Genomic DNA, 17418 nt, shown 5'->3' with positions numbered 1-17418 from the left:
GGGGTGTTGATACGACCGCGTCCCGGCGCGGCCGTAGCTGACAGAATTTTTCGGGTCAGCCGCCGCTGAACATCAGTGGCAGCAAGGACATATAGATCGAATGCGGGTGTGCGGGTTTGCGACCCTTTTGGCCCTGATTGCCAAACGGGACGGTGATGCTGATGCCGAACTGATCCAGTTCGCTGCCAAACAAGTCGAAACGTCCGTATTCGGCGTTCAGATACACCGGCTGGGTGCTGATGCCGGCAATCTGATACCCGGCCGACAGACCATATTCAGAAAATTCGGCGCCGAACAGGTCCTCAGCGCGGTAAAACAGGCCAAAATCGAATCCATTGCCCATGTCATATCCGATGTCAGCGCCATAGACGTCGGGTTTTCCCGGGCCCCCGGGAAAGTCACCCTGACCCCAAAACCCACCAAGGCTGATGTTGTCGCGCGTGTAACGGGCTTCGATACCGTAGTATTTGATGGTATCATCCATGATCCAGGTGGTGTCATAAAACAGGCCAAGCTGCAGCGCAGGCGACAGCGCATAGGTGCCCAGCAGGGACAGGGTTTTAAGATCCTCATCTGCGACATCAAGATCGGTGTAGTTCAGCCCGGTCTCAAGACCAAACCCGGCACCGAACGTGAAACGGGCGGAAGCGCCGAAATCGGTGTTGTTCTCTGAGAAGCCACCTTCGCTCCAGCGGGTGTAACGCAGGGTCGCATCGCCGCCGGTGAATTCAAATGCGGTTGCTGAGGTTGCCAGCATCGCCACGGCGGTTGACAGCAGTAAGGTACGGTAATTCATAAAAATTCTCTACAAAAATGGTTACTAACGGACCCCGCTCTAGGCGGTGGCGGCTGGGGGCACAATCTTTCTCATGCATGCTGTTGCATATAGGTGTGGTCGGTGCCTGCAAGACACAGTCGAGCGGTGATGCTCTTGCGCAACCGGCCAAAAACCCGGCTGGCCCCGGCGGGCCGCCTGCGGGTGTCACACCTGGTCATGCCCGTTCTGTCTGGCGGCGCCTATGCTGGCAGATGCAGGCCACAGCTTGCACCTTTTTGACTTTTGTCTATGTTGTGTCCCACCTCGGGGTGCCTGGATTTGTACGGATCCGGCTGAGATGCAAATGCGGACCCGTTGAACCTGAACCGACTAACATCGGCGGAGGGAAGGTTCGGGATCATCACTCCCCCTTGCTCCGCCCGCGAACCAAGGATCGTGATATGAAACACATCTTACTTCTCGCGGGTCTGACCCTGGCGGCCCATTCGGCTGCCGCCCAGGAAACGACCCCTGTGCTGACCGTCTATGCGCCGGATTATTTCGGCTCTGAATGGGGGCCTGGCCCCGCCATTGAATCCGCCTTTGAAGAGGTCTGCGGTGGTTGCGATCTGCAATATGTCACCGGTGACGTGCTGCCGCGCCTGTTGCTGGAAGGCACGCGCACCAGCGCCGACATCGCCATCGGTCTGAACACGGATGAGTCCAAAAAGGCGCGCGACAGCGGGCTGTTTGCCCCCCATAGTGTGGACACCTCGGCGCTGACGCTGCCGCTGGCCTGGCAAGACGACACGTTCCTGCCGTTCAACTGGAGCTATACCGCCTTCATCTACGACAATACAAAAATGGCCAACCCGCCAAAAAGCTTTCAGGAGCTGGTGGATATGCCCGATGATGTGCGGCTGGTGATCCAGGATCCGCGCAGCTCGATCTCGGGTCTGGCCCTGGTGCTCTGGGGCAAATCGGTGTTTGGCGACAAGGCGGGTGAAGCCTGGGAAAAACTGGCACCCAAAGTGGTGACGGTGACCAAAGGCTGGTCCGAAGCCTATGGCATGTTCACCGATGGTGAGGCCGATATGGTGCTGAGCTATACCACGTCGCCCGCCTATCACATCATCGCCGAAGAAGACCAAAGCAAGTCGGCGGCTCTGTTTGACGAGGGGCATTATTTCCTTGTGGAAATGGCAGCGAAGCTGGCCGGCACCGATCAGCCGGAGCTGGCAGATCAGTTCATGGAATTTGTGCTGTCGCCAAAATTCCAGAACATCATCCCCACCGCCAACTGGTCCTATCCGGCAGCCTTGCCCGAAGATCAGTGGCCCGAGGCGTTTTCACAGCTGAACTATCCGCAGAAAGCCATCTTCCTGGACGAGAACCAGGCGGCTGATCTGCGCGACGAGGCAATCGCTGAATGGCAAACCGCCTTTTCAAAATAAGCCGGGCGCCGCTCTGGCCCGGGATCAGCGCTGCGATGCTTGTCGCAGTGCTGATTTTTGGCACCCTGGCGGCGGTGTTGTGGCGGGCAAAGGGATTTTCTGCGCTCGGTCCGTTTGATCTTGCAGCGCTGCGCTTCACCTTGTGGCAGGCGCTGCTGTCGGCGCTGCTCTCCGTATTGCTGGCGGTGCCGGTGGCACGCGCGCTGGCCCGGCGTCAGTTCCCGGGGCGTGCGGCTTTGCTGGCTTTGATGGGGGCGCCGTTCATCCTGCCGGTGATCGTGGCGGTGCTGGGGCTGCTGGCGGTGTTTGGCCGCAAGGGCGTTTTCAGCGTCGCGCTGGGCTGGATTGGGTTTGACCCGGTGCAGATCTATGGGCTGCACGGGGTGCTGCTGGCGCATGTGTTTTTCAACCTGCCGCTGGCGGTGCGGCTGATCCTGCAGGGTTGGCTGTCGATCCCCTCTGAGCGGTTCCGGCTCGCGGCCAGCCTGGGGTTCAGCCCGCGCGACATGCGCCATCTGCTGGAATATCCGATGCTGCGCGGGGTGCTGCCCGGGGTGTTCACCGTTATATTTATCATCTGTCTCACCAGTTTTACTGTGGTGCTGGCGCTTGGGGGCGGCCCCAAAGCGACCACCGTTGAGCTGGCGATTTATCAGGCGTTCCGCTTTGATTTTGATCTCGGCCGCGCAGCCTTGCTGTCGCTTATGCAATTTGGCGTCGGCGCGGCAGCGGCGCTTCTGGCGTTGTGGATTGCTGTGCCTGGCGGTTTTGGCGCCGGTCTTGACCGGGCGGTGGAGCGCTGGGACGGGCGCGGGGGACTGGCAAAGCTGATGGACGCGGGCTGGATCATCGCTGCGGCTGGTTTTCTGTTGCTGCCGCTGCTGATGATTGCTCTGCGCGGCGTGCCAGGGCTGGCCTTGTTGCCGGCCTCAATCTGGGCGGCAGCGCTGCGCTCGCTGTGGCTGGCGCTGGTCTCGGTGGCGCTGAGCATGGGCCTGGCGCTGGCGCTGGCTATTGCGGTGCAGAACCTGAGGCGGCGCTGGGCGCGCGGTATGGTTGAGGGGCTGGGCTATCTGACCATTGCCGCCAGCCCGCTGGTGATGGGCACCGGCTTGTTCCTGATGATCTTTCCCTTTGCCAACCCGGTGGCCCTGGCGCTGCCGGTGACCGGGCTGGTCAATGCTCTGATGAGCCTGCCTTTTGTGCTGCGCGCGCTGGTGCCGGCGCTGAATGATATTGAAAGCCGCTATGGTGCGCTGGCCGACAGTCTCGGGCTGACTGGCTGGGCCCGGCTGCGCTGGCTCTATCTGCCGCGTCTGCGCCGCCCTCTGGGGTTTGCCGCCGGGCTGAGTGCGGCGCTGTCAATGGGGGATCTTGGGGTGATCACGCTTTTTGCCGACCCGGGGGCTGCCACATTGCCGCTGCAGCTGTTCCGGCTGATGGCGGCCTATCAGATGCAGGCGGCCGCCGGTGCGGCGCTGCTTTTGCTGGCGCTGTCGTTGGCGCTGTTCTGGATTTTTGACCGCGGAGGGCGCATTGATGCTGATACTTGAGGGCCTGGAAGTGCAGCAGGATGCCTTTGTGCTGCGCGCCGATCTGAGCGTGGCGCCGGGCAGCCGGGTGGCCATTATTGGCGCATCCGGTGCAGGAAAATCCACACTTCTGGCGGCGCTGGCGGGGTTTTTGCCGGTGCGCGGATCGATCCGCTGGCAGGGGCAGGAGATCAGCGGCTTGAGCCCGGCTGAGCGGCCCGGCGCGGTGGTTTTTCAGGACAACAATCTGTTCCCCCATCTCACAGCGTTTCAGAACGTGGCGATGGGGCTGCGCGCCAGTCTGCGGTTGAGCGCAGCTGAGCATCAGCAGGTGGAAGACAGCCTGACCCGGGTCGGGCTCGTGGGGATGGGCGCGCGTAAACCGGGGCAGCTTTCGGGCGGGCAGCAAAGCCGGGTGACGCTGGCGCGCATGTTGTTGCAACGCAAGCCATTGGTGTTGCTGGATGAACCCTTTGCGGCGCTGGGGCCGGCGATGCGGGCGGAGATGCTGGATCTGGTGGCGGCGCTGTGCCGCGCCAATGGCAGCACCGCGCTGATGGTCAGCCACGATCCCACGGACGCCCGCCGGTTCGCCGATCAGGTGATCTGGGTTGACGCCGGTGTGGTACATGCGCCGGTGGCCACAGACGCGCTGTTTAACGCGCCGCCGCCGGCTCTGGCGGCCTATCTGGGCCAGCAGAGCTGAGCGGCCTTGTTGCGCGGCGGATGATCTCTGACTTCGCGCGGGGAGCGGGAACCGCTGACCTTTGCCTTTTTCCGCGACGTTGGGCTGGCGGTCCTGACGGGCGGCTGATGGCCGCGCTGGTATCTGGCGGTTGGATTCTTTGTCGCAGGTCCGTTGAACGCTGCCCGGTGAAGTTGCAGCGCTGCTGATCCGGGCCGCCGGGGTGCCCGGCAGTTCGCTGTCCGGGCTCCGGATGCCAAAGCACAGCCACGCAGATACCCCGGTCTGAAAAAGGGTCTCCGCAAATCGTTCTGGCCTGTTTTTAAGACGCGCACGAGCATGCCGGAACAGGGCGGCGTCTGACCCTCGGGTGGGGGGAGCGCCTTCCCAGGGTCAGGCGCTGCCCGGCGGCGCCGGGCGGGATGAGCTTCGAAGTCAGGTGTTCCGGCCATAGCGGGCCAACCTGATGTTCGGGCGGCTGCAACCCCTCTGCCCATAAAAAAACGCGCCCCGGAAGGCGCGTTTTTCGATTTGTTATGACCTGAGGATCAGGCGGTCTTTTTGCCTTTGACCGGCGCCCAGATGCGCTTGTTGGTCAGGTAGAGCAAGGAGGACAGCAGGATCAGCAGCGACACCGCGACAAAGCCCATTTTCTTGCGGGCCATCATCTTGGGTTCCGCCGTCCAGGTCAGGAAGCTGGCGATATCTTCGGCTTCTGCCTCCAGCTCGGTGGAGGAGCCGTCGATATATTCCACATCATCGCCATAGAGCGGCGGAGGCATCGCGATCCAGCCACCTGGGAAAACATGGTTTTCGTAATAGGTGACGCCGGCTTCTTCTTTTTCTTCGCCGGTATAACCGGTGAGGATGCCTACGACATACTCAGGTCCGCCGATCCCTTTGAACAGCTGGTTGATGCCGGTGCCGTAAGGGCCGCGGAACGCAGCGCGTGCCTTGGTCATCAGTGACAGGTCCGGTGCGTTTACCGAGTTGTTAGCCGGAAACTTATCCGAAGGCGTCAGAGCGCGAAGTTCTTCGGTCTCCGGATCCCACAAATTCAGGTTGGAGCTGATGTCGTCGACGGAAAGTTGCGCAGTGTAGGCCCGCATCTGTTCAACAGGCAGCTGTGGGCCACCGGGATCGGACAGGGTGCGGATCGGCACGAATTTCAGACCGTGACAGGCGGCGCAGCTCTCAGTGTAGACTTGAAGGCCACGTTGAAGCTGCATCTGGTCGTAAGTGCCAAACGGACCTTCGAAGGAGAAATCGATATCTTCGATTTTGCTGTCTTCTTCGGCCGTTGCCACGCCAGCGCTGAACGTCAGCGCCAAAACCGTCAGAGCGGAGAGGGTGAATTTCTTGATCATATCAATCGATCCTTTCTCACTCAGCCGCGGACGCATCGGACGCGTCCTTCGGGTGGTGGGCGTTAAAGTCAGCCTCAATGGTTTCCGGCAGCGGCAGCGGTTTCTCGATGATGCCAAGCAGCGGCAGGATCACCAGGAAATAGCCAAACCAGTACGCAGCGCCGATCAGCGAGATATAGGGGTAGATACCTTCGGTCGGACGCGCGCCCACCCATGTCAGCACCACAAAGTCGATCGCCAGCAGGGCAAACCACCACTTGAACATCGGACGGTATTTGCCCGAACGTGTGGAGGATGTGTCCAACCATGGTGCCATCGCCATCACCGCAATCGCCCCAAACATTGCCAGCACACCAAAGAACTTCGCATCAACGATGCCGCCGGTGACGAATGAAGCAATCTGAACCACCCAGACATCTGCGGTAAAGGCGCGCAGGATGGCGTAGAATGGCAGGAAGTACCATTCGGGAACGATATGCGCAGGTGTGGCAAGCGCGTTGGCTTCAATATAGTTGTCCGGGTGACCCAGGTAGTTTGGCATGAAGCCAACAACTGCAAAGAACACCACCAGAATAACCACCAGAGCAAAGAAATCTTTGATCACGAAGTAAGGCCAGAACGGCAGCGTGTCGGCCGCGGCTTCTTTCTTGGAGGTGCGGCGCACTTCAACACCGGTTGGGTTGGAGTTCCCGGTGGTGTGGAATGCCCAGATGTGAATGACGACGAGGCCAACAATCACGAAGGGCAGCAGATAGTGCAGCGAGAAGAAGCGGTTCAGGGTGGCATTGTCCACCGCAGGTCCGCCCAGCAGCCAGGTCTGGATTGGTTCACCAATCAGCGGGATCGCGCCAAACAGGCCGGTGATCACAGTCGCACCCCAGAAGGACATCTGACCCCATGGCAGCACATAGCCCATGAATGCGGTGCCCATCATCATCAGATAGATCAGCATGCCGATGATCCATGTGATCTCGCGCGGGGATTTATAAGAGCCGTAATACAGGCCGCGGAAGATATGCATATAGACCGCGAGGAAGAACAGCGAAGCGCCATTGGCGTGAATGTAACGGATGGCCCAGCCACCGTTCACGTTGCGCATGATGTGTTCAACACTGGAAAAAGCCAGGTCAACCTGAGGGGTATAGTGCATCACCAGGGTAATACCGGTGGCGATCTGCATCACCAGGGTGAACGCGAGCACGATGCCCCAGATCCACATCCAGTTCAGATTTTTTGGAGTCGGGATCGTCAGCGTGCTGTGCAGCAGCGCAACAATCGGCAGGCGTTTATGCAGCCACTTTTCAGCGCCCGTCTTTGGTTCGTAATGGTCGTGCGGAATGCCAGACATTGATATTCTCCTTATCCCAGTACGACGACCGAACCGTCGAAACGAGCGGTTGGCACGAGCAGGTTTTCAGGGGCCGGACCTTTGCGGATGCGGCCGGCGGTGTCGTAATGCGAACCGTGGCAGGGGCAGAACCAGCCGCCGAAATCACCAGAGCCATTGCCCAGCGGTACACAGCCCAGATGAGTGCAGACGCCGATCATCACCAGCCATTCGCCAGCTTCATCCAGAGTGCGATTTGCATCCGACGCGTCATCCGTAGAACCGGCATTGTCGTTGCGCGACAACTGGTCAGGAAGGTCGTCCATCGCGACAGCACGGCCGGCGTCGATTTCGTCCTGGCTGCGACGACGCAGGAAGACGGGTTTGCCGCGCCATTTTACGGTCAGCTGCGTGCCTGCCTCAACATCCGAGATATCTACGCGGATGGAGGACAAAGCCTTTACATCTGCGGAAGGATTCATCTGGTTGACCAGCGGCCATACTGCGGCCCCGGTTGCGACCGCACCGACGCCGGCTGTGGCGTAGTACAGGAAATCGCGGCGGGTGCCTTCGTGTTCGTCTGCGTGGGACACGAGCGTTTCTCCATTTCTTGAACCGGTGGGTCCGGTTGCATACCTTAACGGGCCGCAGTTTCCAGCAGCCCATCTGCGCCGCTTTTAGCGCTGAGAATCGCCCGCGTCCAGTATACATTCGGCTGAAATACGGACCTGTTGTCGCGCCGGCACCGGCTGTGGCGTAAATCTGACATGTTTTTGCAGATTACGCGTGTAAGCACAGGACGCAAGCACGCTGTGCAACTATGGGGCGCAGGCGGGGCGCGCGGTGATCTGCACTGAGGCGCCAGCCCCGCGCAGAGAAGCGCATCCGTGCCACCAGATCAGGCCCTGGTCGCTGTTGTCGGCACCGCTCCGCGCATGGAATCCTGTCTGCTCTGCTCTGCTCTGCTCTGTCGCAGCTGTCAGTCGCAGCGCCGGCCTCAGGTTCCGGCCTCAGGCCTGACGCATCAGCGTGGCCAGTTGCTGCAGGTTCTGTCCCAGCGCCACCTGTTCCAGCGCATCCGCGGCGCCGGCACGCGCGGCATCCGTCTTGTTCTGGCCCAGCTTCCAGGTGCCGTCCACCGCCTCAATATGAAAGCGGCAGGGGCGTATCATCCGCATCATACGTTGCGCCACGCCGGGGCTGAGTTTGTCCATGTGCCAGGCCGGCTTAGGCGCCAGCTCCGCTTCAAAGCGCTCAGACAGCCGGGCCAGCACGCCTGGCAGCGCGCTGTCTTCCATCATTTCCAGCCGCCCGCGCAGATGCACGGCAACATAATTCCACGTTGGCACCAAATCTTGCGTACCGTACCAGTCGGGCGAGATATAGCTGTCCGGGCCGGCCACGGCGATCACCGCAGGTTGTGGGCCACTGGCGGCCGCGGCGGCGATGGGGTTGGAGCGCATCAGGTGCAGTTCGGCGCAGTCACCGGTGATGTGGAACGGCACATGCGCCAGCATCGGAGCCTGCGTCCCGTTCACGGCCAGGGTGCCAAATCCACGCCCGGCGGCAAAGGCGAGGTTCTCTTTGTCAGTGGCGCTGTGAAAGACGGGGTTGGGATGCATGCTCTACTCCGGAAAAAAGGTCAGTGCGTCGCCCGGCTGCCATTGCGGGTATTTCTGCATAATGGCGAGAAACCGGTCGGAGGCGAGAAATGTCTCGAGCCAGCGTTGCAGATCCGGCCAGGGTTCAGCGTCAAACCAGGCCCGGTCCACATTGGCGAACTGGCGCACAAAGGTCAGCATCGCCATGTCCGCGAGGCTGATCTCGCCAAAGAGCCAGTTTTTCCCCACCAGCATCTGGTCCAGTCTGTGCAGGAACAGAGACGCATTGGCCCGCTCTTCGTTTGCATCCGTCTCCGGATGGCGGCTGGCATATTTATAGCGGTCCAGCGACGTTTTGAACGGCCCGTCACATTCCGCGATAAGGGCATGACCAGTGGCGGGCATATCAAGCCAGCCCTCGGGATCATTGCGCCCCAGCGCCCAAAACATCACGTCCAGGCTCTCCTCCACCACTTGCGCAGCGGCATTTGCCACCGGTCCGCCAGCACTCACGACCGGCCCGCCAGCTCCCGGCACAGGTGCTCCGGCACTCACCATCTGGTCGCCGGTGATCAACACCGGCACCGTGCCCTTGGGCGAGGCACGCAGCATCTCTGCGGGTTTGTCGCGCAGCACAACTTCGCGCAATGCCACCGTGATTCCACCCGATTGCAGCGCCAGGCGGGCGCGCATCGCGTAGGGGCAGCGGCGGAAAGAATAGAGAATGTGGTCTGTCATGGCTGTATCTGGGCCAAAACCGCTGCTGCTGGCAAGCCCCGTTGATTGAGCTCAGGCCCTGTTGATCCTGCCCCTCTGGCGCGATTGCCGCGATATGTCAGAGGTTTTGTGTGCGATGGTCATAGCGGTTCCGGGATCAGGCGCGCCGGCCACAAAGATGAAGCAGCGACTGCGCCCTCAGGATATGACGGTTTTTCCGCGCGAGGACGCCACGGGGGCTGGAAAATGAACCCCTTTTCCTGCATCCCTGTTCCTGATCACACAATTAATCTGTCAAACCAGAGGTGCAGGATAAACAGGTCCTGACCCTGGGAGGGATGCATGACAGCGGTAAGCAAAGGCATTTTGTTGCGGCTTCTTGGCGGCTTGCTGATGACCGGCATGTCCGCCTGTATCCGCATCGTGGCGCAGGAGCTGCCGCTTGGGCAGATCATGTTCTGGCGCGCCTCTGTGGCGCTGATTCCGATCGTGATCTATATGGCGCTCTGCGGTGACTTCCCGCGCGCGCTGCAGACCCGCCGCCCGGGCATGCATCTTAAACGGGCAGTGTTTGGCTCCTTCACCATGGTATTGTCTTTTACCGCGCTGGCATATCTGCCGGTGTCCAGCGCTTCGGCGCTGGGCTATCTGTCGCCAATCATCACCCTGCCGGTGGCGGCGCTGGTGCTGGGGGAACACTTGTCGCGCCGGCTTGTGCTGGCCTGCCTGCTTGGCTTTGGCGGTGTGCTGGCGATGCTGTCGGGCAGTTTCACCGGGCCGGAGATCGATCAGGGCACGCTGATCGGCATCGGTGCCGGGCTTGGTTTTGCGGTGACTGTGTCGGTGACGCGGGTGCATATCAAAGAAATGACCCGCACCGAGTTTCCCGCCGCGATTGCGTTTTATTTTGCGCTGTTCACCAGCCTGATCGGGGCGCTGTCATATTTCCTGGGCTGGGAGGCACTGGACCGCCCGCTGATTGCCGCGCTGCTGGGCGCCGGGTTTCTGGGCGGCATGGGGCATATTTGCGGCACGGAAGCCTCGGCGCGGGCGCCGGTGTCGGTGCTGGCGCCTTATGATTACACCGGCATGATCTGGGCGCTGGCCATTGATATGTTGATTTTTCAGCTGGTGCCCGGGGCCTGGTCGCTGATCGGAGTGTTTGCGATTACCAGCGCCGGGCTGATGATCGCGCTGAAACGCCCGATGCGCACCGGCACAATTGCGCAGCGTTAGGGTCCTGGTGCAGGCGGGCGGCACCACTGAGATGACCCCGCATCCGCGCCAGTGGTGCGGAATCCACAGGTCCTGATCTTAAACCAGCAATTGCGTCTCTGACATGCCGGTGATTCTGGCGCTGACAATGCTGCCTTCAACCTGGTTGCGGTCAAAAAGCACCTCCGTAAACTGTTCCGTGCGCCCCATACGCGCATTTTCCATCAGAATGCGGTGCGTCAGGCCCTGTTGCGCCGTCAGATGCGCCGCGACGCGGGTATCACCAGCCGCACGCAGCCGGGCGGCGCGCGCTTTGATTGCCACACCGTTGACCTGGGGCATTTTGGCCGCCGGCGTGCCCTGGCGCACCGAATAGGGGAACACATGCAGCCAGGTCAGGTCGCATTCCTCGACCAGGCGCAGCGAGTTTTCAAACATCGCGTCAGTCTCAGTGGGGAATCCTGCGATGATATCGGCGCCAAAGGTCATTTCGGGGCGTAGCTTTTTCGCTTCTTCACAAAAGCGGATGGCGTCGTCGCGCAGATGGCGGCGTTTCATCCGTTTCAGCACCATATTGTCGCCCGCCTGCAAAGACAGGTGCAGATGCGGCATCAGGCGGGGCTCAGTGGCAATCGCGGCCATCAGATTGTCATCGACCTCAATCGAATCGATCGAACTGATGCGCAGCCGTGGCAGATCGGGCACCAGGCGCAGAATACGCATCACCAGATCGCCCAACTGAGGCGTCGCGGGCAGGTCCGCCCCCCAGGAGGTCAGATCCACCCCGGTCAGCACCACCTCATTATAGCCTTTGTCGACCAGGCGTTTGATCTGATCGACCACCACACCGGCGGGCACCGAGCGCGAATTGCCACGACCATAGGGGATAATGCAGAAGGTACAGCGGTGGTCACAGCCGTTTTGCACCTGCACATAGGCGCGGCTCCGGGTGCCAAAGCCGTCAATCAGATGGCCGGCGGTCTCGGTCACCGACATGATGTCATCGACCTGGATTTTTTCCGTCTCACCGACAAAATCAGGCCCCTGCATCGCCTGCCAGGTGCCGGGCTGCATTTTTTCGGTATTGCCGATCACCAGATCGACCTCCTCCATCGCAGCAAAGGTCTCCGGCTCGATCTGGGCAGCGCAGCCAGTGACGATCATATGGGCGTCCGGGTGTTCGCGCCGCAGCTTGCGAATCTCCTGGCGCGCTTTGCGCACCGCCTCAGAGGTCACAGCGCAGGTGTTCACCACCACGGTGTTTTCAATGCCGGCCCCGGCCGACAGTTCTTTCATCGCTTCGGTCTCATAGGCGTTGAGGCGGCAGCCAAGCGTGGCAAAAACGGGGGTTTTGAGCGCAGATTTCACAGGGGTATCGGCGGGCATCAGAGGCTCTCCAGAAATGCGGCGGTGAGGGTGGCGTCAAACACATGCGCGGTGGGGCCGGTCATCCAGACACCATCTTCGCGCCAGTCCAGCAACAGCCAGCCGCCATCGACCTCCATGCGCACTATTTTCTCTGACAGCCCGCGCAGATTGGCGGCAACTGCGGTGGCGCAGGCGCCGGAGCCACAGGCGAGCGTGATGCCGGTGCCGCGTTCCCAGACCCGCATGCGGATCTCGCCAGGGCTGCGCACCTCGGCAAATTCCACATTGGTGGCTTCGGGAAACAGCGGGTCGTTTTCCACCGAACGGCCCCAGGCCTCCACATCCACATCATTGATGTCATCGACAAAAAACACGCAATGCGGATTGCCCATGCCAACGGCCACCGGGTGGCCCGCCAGCGGCAGGTCATCCACCTCCAGCCGGTGCGACAAAGGCACCTCATCCCAGTGCAGCTGCGGCGGCCCCATATTCACCGCCACCTGATCGCCGGCGCGTTCCGCCAGTAATGTGCCACGGGCGGTGCGGATCGAAATTGTGTCCAGCCCCAGATCATCCATGATCAGCTGCGCCACACAGCGGGTGGCATTGCCACAGGCGCCGGCGCGGGAGCCGTCTGAATTCCAGAAATCCAGATCAATATCCGCCACATCCGAGCTGCGAATCTCGGCCAGCTGGTCAAAGCCGACACCCCGGTTACGGTCGCCCAGAGCGCGCGCCAGCGCTTCGCTGACCACCGGGGCGCGATGACGTGAATCAATCACGATAAAGTCGTTGCCCAGCCCGTGCATCTTGCGAAAGGCCAGGTCCTGAAGGGGAGAATCCTGTTGCATAGGTCGCCATATAAACCCTGCGGAAAAAATTTGCCAGATGGAGTCACTTTTTCGGTTGACGCCCCCGGCCCCCGACGGTACTCCCCCCAACACAGGCCGGGAGGTTGCTTCCGCCCTTACAGAGTGGGCCGTTAGCTCAGCTGGTAGAGCAACTGACTTTTAATCAGTAGGTCGATGGTTCGAGCCCATCACGGCTCACCACTTTGTGAAAGGCTCAGGCGGAAACGCCTGAGCCTTTCTCCATTTCAGCCCCTCTTTTTGTCTTTGCGACCTGGTTATCACCGGGTGGGACGCGGCGCGAAAGACCCGGGCGGGTTTCATATCCGGGTGGCAAACCGGGAAAGCAGCTGACCTGCACCTCTTAATCAATGTCGCTGTGGTCAACTGCGCGCAGCCCGGCCAGTTGGCAGGGCCCGAACGCCGCAAATGTGCTTTTAGGACAGAGCCTCCCGGCGCAGAGACTCCAGCAATGCCTGCCACACCTCATCAATATCCGGCCGGTTTGACTGCACCGCCCGCACAAGAACCACCTGGAACCCGGCATGTGGGAAACTGTCGCTCAGATCGACCAGCTCCCCTTTTGCCAGGTGATCGCGCACCAGGGATTGTGGCAACCACCCCATCCCGGTCCCCTGCAGCACAAGCTGAAGCACAGCATGGGTAAGTTCGCTTTCTACAACGACCTCGGGGTGGTGTGTTTTCGCCAGTTCGGGAATCAGGCGAATATTGACCAACTGCCCGAAAAAGACCCCCTTGGGATAGGCGATCACCGGGCAGGTGCTTTGCGGGGCGGTCAAATGTTCCCTGGTCTGTGGCGTTGCGACGGGAATAAAGCTGTCCGCACCGATTGAAACCACTTCGACATCAATCCGGCTCAGGATCTTATCTTCTTCAACGGGCCGGAAAAAAATCCCCAGATCGGCTTCCCCGGACAGCAGCGCCATAATGCAGGTGTCCCGGTCTGACGATTGCACATTCACGCCAATATCAAAGCGATGGTGAATGAGCTGAACAAGGCGCGGGGCGTGGGTCGTGGCCAGAGACTGCGGGCTTACAATGGTGAGCTTCCGGCGGTTTTTGCCGGATTTGGCGCCAAGAGATTTTTCGATCTGTCTGAGCCGTTCGGCCAGATCGCGCAATTCGGCTTCATGCTCAAACACCACCGGCAATGGTCTTAAAGGTTTTATCGAGCGGTCAAACAGCGGGTTTCCCAGGTAGGCCTCAAGCGCGTTGAGCCTCCTGCTGAAGGCGGATTGGGTGCGCAAACGCCTGTCAGCGGCGCGCGCCAATGATCCGGTATCAATCACCGCCAGTATGTCTTCAATCCATTCCAGTCGCATGGTGCGCCCCACATGATGCCATTCTTGCATCTTTACCGCAGTATTTCGCACTTGCCCAGCGGATCACCCGCGAACATGATGCGCTCCATACATGAAATCAGGAGTCTCCCATGCATCTCGCCCGCTTTCCCCGCCGCTTTATCGCCCATCTGCCGACCCCGCTGGAACGTCTCGACCGCCTTAGCAAAGAGTTGGGCGGACCCGAAATCTGGATCAAACGGGACGACTGCACCGGCCTCTCAACCGGCGGCAACAAAACGCGCAAGCTCGAGTTCCTGATGGCCGAGGCCGAGCTGGAGGGCGCCGATATGGTGATCACCCAGGGTGCGACCCAATCCAACCATGCCCGCCAGACCGCCGCTTTTGCCGCGAAGCTGGGGATCCCGTGCCACATCTTGCTCGAAGACCGCACCGGCTCAGACAATGCCAACTACAATACCAACGGCAACGTGCTGCTGGACCACCTGCATGGCGCCACAACCGAAATTCTTCCGGGCGGCACCGATATGGCTGCCGAAATGGAAGCTGTTGCGGAAAAGATGCGGGCGGACGGCAAGACGGTCTACATCATCCCCGGTGGCGGCTCCAACCCGACCGGGGCGCTGGGTTATGTTAACTGTGCGTTTGAATTGTTGGGGCAGGTGAACAATTCCAATCTGAAAATTGACCATATCGTGCATGCGACCGGTTCGGCGGGCACCCAGGCGGGGCTGATCACTGGTCTGAAAGCCATCAACGCCAATATCTCTCTGCTGGGCATCGGTGTGCGGGCGCCCAAAGCGCTGCAGGAAGAAAACGTCTACAAACTGGCGCTGGCCACGGCCGAAAAACTCGGCTGCCCGGGCATTGTTCAGCGCGAGGATGTGGTGGCAAACACCGATTATGTCGGTGAAGGCTATGGCATTCCGACCCAAAGCGGCATTGAGGCCATCCGCATGTTTGCCGAACTGGAGGGCATCCTGCTTGATCCGGTCTATTCTGCCAAAGGCGCTGCCGGGTTGATCGATCTGATCCGCAAAGGTGTCTTCAGCAAAGACGAACGCATTGTCTTCATTCACACCGGCGGCTCCGTGGCGCTGTTCGGTTACGATTCCGTCTTTGACTTTTCTCACCTTCGCGGCGCCAGCTAAGCTTGGCTGACCTGTCAAAACACGCAGATGCGCAGTGCCGGGCATTGCGCATCGCACGCCCCTGATAAACTTCAGCGAACAATGGAGAGCTTGATGCCAACGCCCCGCAAGATAGGAATCCTGGGTGGCATGGGACCGGAGGCCACGGTCCTGCTGATGCAGAAGATCATTGATGCGACACCGGTTCAGGATGACCGCGATCACATTCCGATGATCGTGGACAACAACCCGCAGGTCCCTTCCCGCATCGACGCACTGATCCACGGCACCGGCGAAAACCCCGGACCTGTGCTGCAAAGAATGGCACGGGATCTGGAAGGCGCCGGCGCTGAAGCGCTGATCATGCCGTGTAATACCGCGCATCACTATGCCGGTTTCATTGAAACAGACATATCGGTCCCTTTCCTCAACATGATATCCCTGACCTGTGAAAAGCTCGCATCAGAGCTGCCTGCGGGCAGCAGGATCGGCCTGCTGGCCTCCCCGGCGGTGCGCTTGAGCCGGTTGTTTGAAGCGGAGCTGGCCAGGGTGGGCATGGAACCGGTTTACGCCACGGATGATGACGCGCTGCTCAGGATTATCCGGGTGGTAAAGGCCGGTGGACCGACGCCGGACGCGGTGGATGGGCTGAATGCGCTTGCGCGTGAGCTTGAAGCCGCAGGTGTCGCCGGTATTTTGGTCGCCTGTACCGAGTTCTCCCTGCTGCGCAAATCCATAGTGGCCACAGTGCCGGTCTCAGACAGTCTTGATGTTATCGTGCAGGCCGCCGTTGATTTTGCACTGGGTGACAGCCTGTAGCTGCGCCGGACCCGCTGCTGGCACCGGGCATTGCGCGCGCTGCGTCGGCCCGGGGTGCCAACTATAAATTCCGCTCACCTGTCTAAACCAGACCTCCCCCAGCAGACCACTCACGGTTACTGGTGCAAGGCAGGCAAAGCGGATGTCCCGGCGCGTTTGCTGCCGGTTGAGACGGCCACAGGCGGCCCGCAGGGCCGCCTGTGTGTCCGATCTCGCCCGGCCCGCTTTATTCGGGGCCCGGTTGCGCCACGCCTTTGCGCGACAGGCGCAGCGTGTCGCCATAATCCACCGAGGGCTCCAGCACGATGCTTTCGCCACCGCTGCCGCCCTCAGACACCCGTTTGGCGATGATCTCAGCGGCTTTGCGGCCGATTTCATTGCGGCAGGCATCCATTGTCGCCAGCTGACGCGGCAGCCCGTCGAGCAGTTCCACCCCGTTAAAACCGGCCAGCCCGATGTCGCCAGGCACGTTCAGCCCGGCATCGAGGCAATGCAACAAACCGCCCGCACCGATCATGTCGTTGGAATAATACAGGAAATCGATGTCAGGTGTGCGTTCCAGCATAGCGGCGGTCATTTCACGCCCCTTGGCAAGGCCGGAGCCGCCGGAATAAAATTCCTGGTCCACGATCTCCAGACCTTCTTTGGCCAGCGCTTCGGTAAAGCCTTCAAAGCGTTTGCGGGCGCGGTGGTCGAGCGGCATTTTGGTGCCCATAAAGCCGATGCGCCGGTAGCCCGCCTTGACGATCGCCAGCGCCATATTGCGCCCGGCCCGGCGGTGGGAAATGCCCACGACCGCATCCGCAGGTGTGCCGTCCACATCCATAATCTCAACACAGGGCACGCCGGAGGCTTTGATCATGGCGCGCGAGGCGTCGGAATGTTCCAGCCCGGCGATGATCAGCCCGGAGGGCCGCCAGGACAGCATTTCATACAGCACTTTTTCTTCGCGCTCGGGCCGGTACTGGGTGATGCCGATCACCGGCTGCAGCTCGGTGTTGTCCAGCACGCCGGTGATGCCGGTCATCACTTCGGGAAACACCATATTGGACAGGGACGGGATGATCACCGCAACCAGGTTTACCCGCTGGCTGGCCAGGGCGCCGGCGATCTTGTTGGGCACATAGCCCATCACTCTGGCGGCTTCCAGAACCCGGGCCCTTGTGGCTTCTGACACGTCGCCCCGGTTGCGCAAAACGCGGCTGACGGTCATTTCGCTGACCCCGGAGGCCTCAGACACATCGCGCATGGTCAAGGCTGTCTCTTCTACACATCC

At 60.8% G+C, this 17418-nt stretch carries 16 protein-coding genes, 1 tRNA gene and 1 riboswitch; of the genes, 7 read left to right on the top strand and 10 right to left on the bottom strand.

Annotated features, from left to right (window positions below; translation table 11 throughout):
- Nucleotides 1-55: 55 nt before the first annotated feature.
- Nucleotides 56-796, bottom strand: a complete 741-nt coding sequence (locus tag DWA01_RS17260; RefSeq protein ID WP_114287051.1) for a porin family protein — start codon at nucleotides 794-796, stop codon at nucleotides 56-58.
- A 276-nt stretch (nucleotides 797-1072) separates the two neighbouring features.
- Nucleotides 1073-1182: riboswitch (TPP riboswitch) on the top strand.
- A gap of 36 nt (nucleotides 1183-1218) precedes the next feature.
- On the opposite strand from DWA01_RS17260, the gene thiB reads away from it, so the two are divergent.
- From thiB to DWA01_RS17245, 3 genes are read left to right on the top strand one after another with little or no spacing between them, the layout of a single operon-like run.
- Nucleotides 1219-2211, top strand: a complete 993-nt coding sequence (gene thiB, locus DWA01_RS17255) for a thiamine ABC transporter substrate binding subunit (RefSeq protein WP_114287050.1) — start codon at nucleotides 1219-1221, stop codon at nucleotides 2209-2211.
- Nucleotides 2187-3764: a thiamine/thiamine pyrophosphate ABC transporter permease ThiP gene (locus DWA01_RS17250; RefSeq protein WP_114287049.1), complete on the top strand. Its 1578-nt coding sequence runs from the start codon at nucleotides 2187-2189 to the stop codon at nucleotides 3762-3764. The genes thiB and DWA01_RS17250 overlap by 25 nt, the downstream gene beginning before the upstream one ends.
- A complete protein-coding gene (locus tag DWA01_RS17245; protein WP_114287048.1) occupies nucleotides 3751-4449 on the top strand; it encodes a thiamine ABC transporter ATP-binding protein in 699 nt (232 codons plus the stop codon). The genes DWA01_RS17250 and DWA01_RS17245 overlap by 14 nt, the downstream gene beginning before the upstream one ends.
- 527 nt (nucleotides 4450-4976) lie before the next feature.
- Here DWA01_RS17245 and DWA01_RS17240 read toward each other — a convergent pair.
- The 5 genes from DWA01_RS17240 to DWA01_RS17220 all read right to left on the bottom strand — a co-directional run bounded on the left by DWA01_RS17240 (nucleotide 4977) and on the right by DWA01_RS17220 (nucleotide 9461).
- Entirely contained in the window at nucleotides 4977-5795 is an 819-nt protein-coding gene (locus tag DWA01_RS17240) for a cytochrome c1 (RefSeq protein ID WP_114287073.1), read from the bottom strand.
- Between the two features lie 16 nt (nucleotides 5796-5811).
- Nucleotides 5812-7143, bottom strand: coding sequence for a cytochrome b (gene petB, locus DWA01_RS17235; RefSeq protein WP_114287047.1), 1332 nt, complete (start codon nucleotides 7141-7143; stop codon nucleotides 5812-5814).
- 11 nt (nucleotides 7144-7154) lie between these two features.
- Entirely contained in the window at nucleotides 7155-7715 is a 561-nt protein-coding gene (gene petA, locus DWA01_RS17230) for a ubiquinol-cytochrome c reductase iron-sulfur subunit (protein ID WP_114287046.1), read from the bottom strand.
- Nucleotides 7716-8132: 417 nt separating this feature from the next.
- Entirely contained in the window at nucleotides 8133-8744 is a 612-nt protein-coding gene (locus DWA01_RS17225; RefSeq protein ID WP_114287045.1) for an FMN-binding negative transcriptional regulator, read from the bottom strand.
- Between the two features lie 3 nt (nucleotides 8745-8747).
- Nucleotides 8748-9461, bottom strand: a complete 714-nt coding sequence (locus tag DWA01_RS17220) for a glutathione S-transferase (protein WP_114287044.1) — start codon at nucleotides 9459-9461, stop codon at nucleotides 8748-8750.
- A gap of 321 nt (nucleotides 9462-9782) precedes the next feature.
- Here DWA01_RS17220 and DWA01_RS17215 point away from each other — a divergent pair, with 321 nt between their 5' ends.
- A complete protein-coding gene (locus DWA01_RS17215) occupies nucleotides 9783-10676 on the top strand; it encodes a DMT family transporter (RefSeq protein WP_114287043.1) in 894 nt (297 codons plus the stop codon).
- Nucleotides 10677-10754: 78 nt separating this feature from the next.
- On the opposite strand, the gene mtaB is transcribed toward DWA01_RS17215, so the two are convergent.
- Nucleotides 10755-12041, bottom strand: a complete 1287-nt coding sequence (gene mtaB / locus DWA01_RS17210; protein ID WP_114287042.1) for a tRNA (N(6)-L-threonylcarbamoyladenosine(37)-C(2))-methylthiotransferase MtaB — start codon at nucleotides 12039-12041, stop codon at nucleotides 10755-10757.
- The gene (gene dapF, locus DWA01_RS17205; protein ID WP_114287041.1) at nucleotides 12041-12874 is read right to left on the bottom strand and encodes a diaminopimelate epimerase; all 834 of its coding nucleotides are present in this window, start codon (nucleotides 12872-12874) and stop codon (nucleotides 12041-12043) included. The genes mtaB and dapF overlap by 1 nt, the downstream gene beginning before the upstream one ends.
- A 125-nt stretch (nucleotides 12875-12999) precedes the next feature.
- Between dapF and DWA01_RS17200 the strand changes: the two genes are divergently transcribed.
- Nucleotides 13000-13075 (top strand) — tRNA-Lys (locus tag DWA01_RS17200).
- A gap of 233 nt (nucleotides 13076-13308) precedes the next feature.
- Here the strand turns inward: DWA01_RS17200 and DWA01_RS17195 are convergent.
- Complete coding sequence (locus DWA01_RS17195; RefSeq protein WP_114287040.1) at nucleotides 13309-14244, bottom strand: LysR family transcriptional regulator; 936 nt, start codon at nucleotides 14242-14244, stop codon at nucleotides 13309-13311.
- Between the two features lie 80 nt (nucleotides 14245-14324).
- On the opposite strand from DWA01_RS17195, the gene cuyA reads away from it, so the two are divergent.
- Both cuyA and cuyB read left to right on the top strand, forming a co-directional pair.
- Complete coding sequence (gene cuyA / locus DWA01_RS17190) at nucleotides 14325-15344, top strand: D-cysteate sulfo-lyase (protein WP_114287039.1); 1020 nt, start codon at nucleotides 14325-14327, stop codon at nucleotides 15342-15344.
- Nucleotides 15345-15437: 93 nt separating this feature from the next.
- Nucleotides 15438-16142, top strand: coding sequence for a cysteate racemase (gene cuyB / locus DWA01_RS17185; RefSeq protein ID WP_114287038.1), 705 nt, complete (start codon nucleotides 15438-15440; stop codon nucleotides 16140-16142).
- Between the two features lie 226 nt (nucleotides 16143-16368).
- On the opposite strand, the gene DWA01_RS17180 is transcribed toward cuyB, so the two are convergent.
- On the bottom strand, nucleotides 16369-17391 hold the full coding sequence (locus DWA01_RS17180) for a LacI family DNA-binding transcriptional regulator (RefSeq protein WP_235008597.1): 1023 nt from the start codon (nucleotides 17389-17391) through the stop codon (nucleotides 16369-16371).
- Nucleotides 17392-17418: the final 27 nt, after the last annotated feature.

It is taken from the genome of Candidatus Halocynthiibacter alkanivorans, assembly GCF_003333265.1.
Classification (GTDB): domain Bacteria; phylum Pseudomonadota; class Alphaproteobacteria; order Rhodobacterales; family Rhodobacteraceae; genus Halocyntiibacter_A; species Halocyntiibacter_A alkanivorans.
Note: the sequence above shows the minus strand (reverse complement) of the source record. Positions and strands in the feature narration are given on the sequence as shown.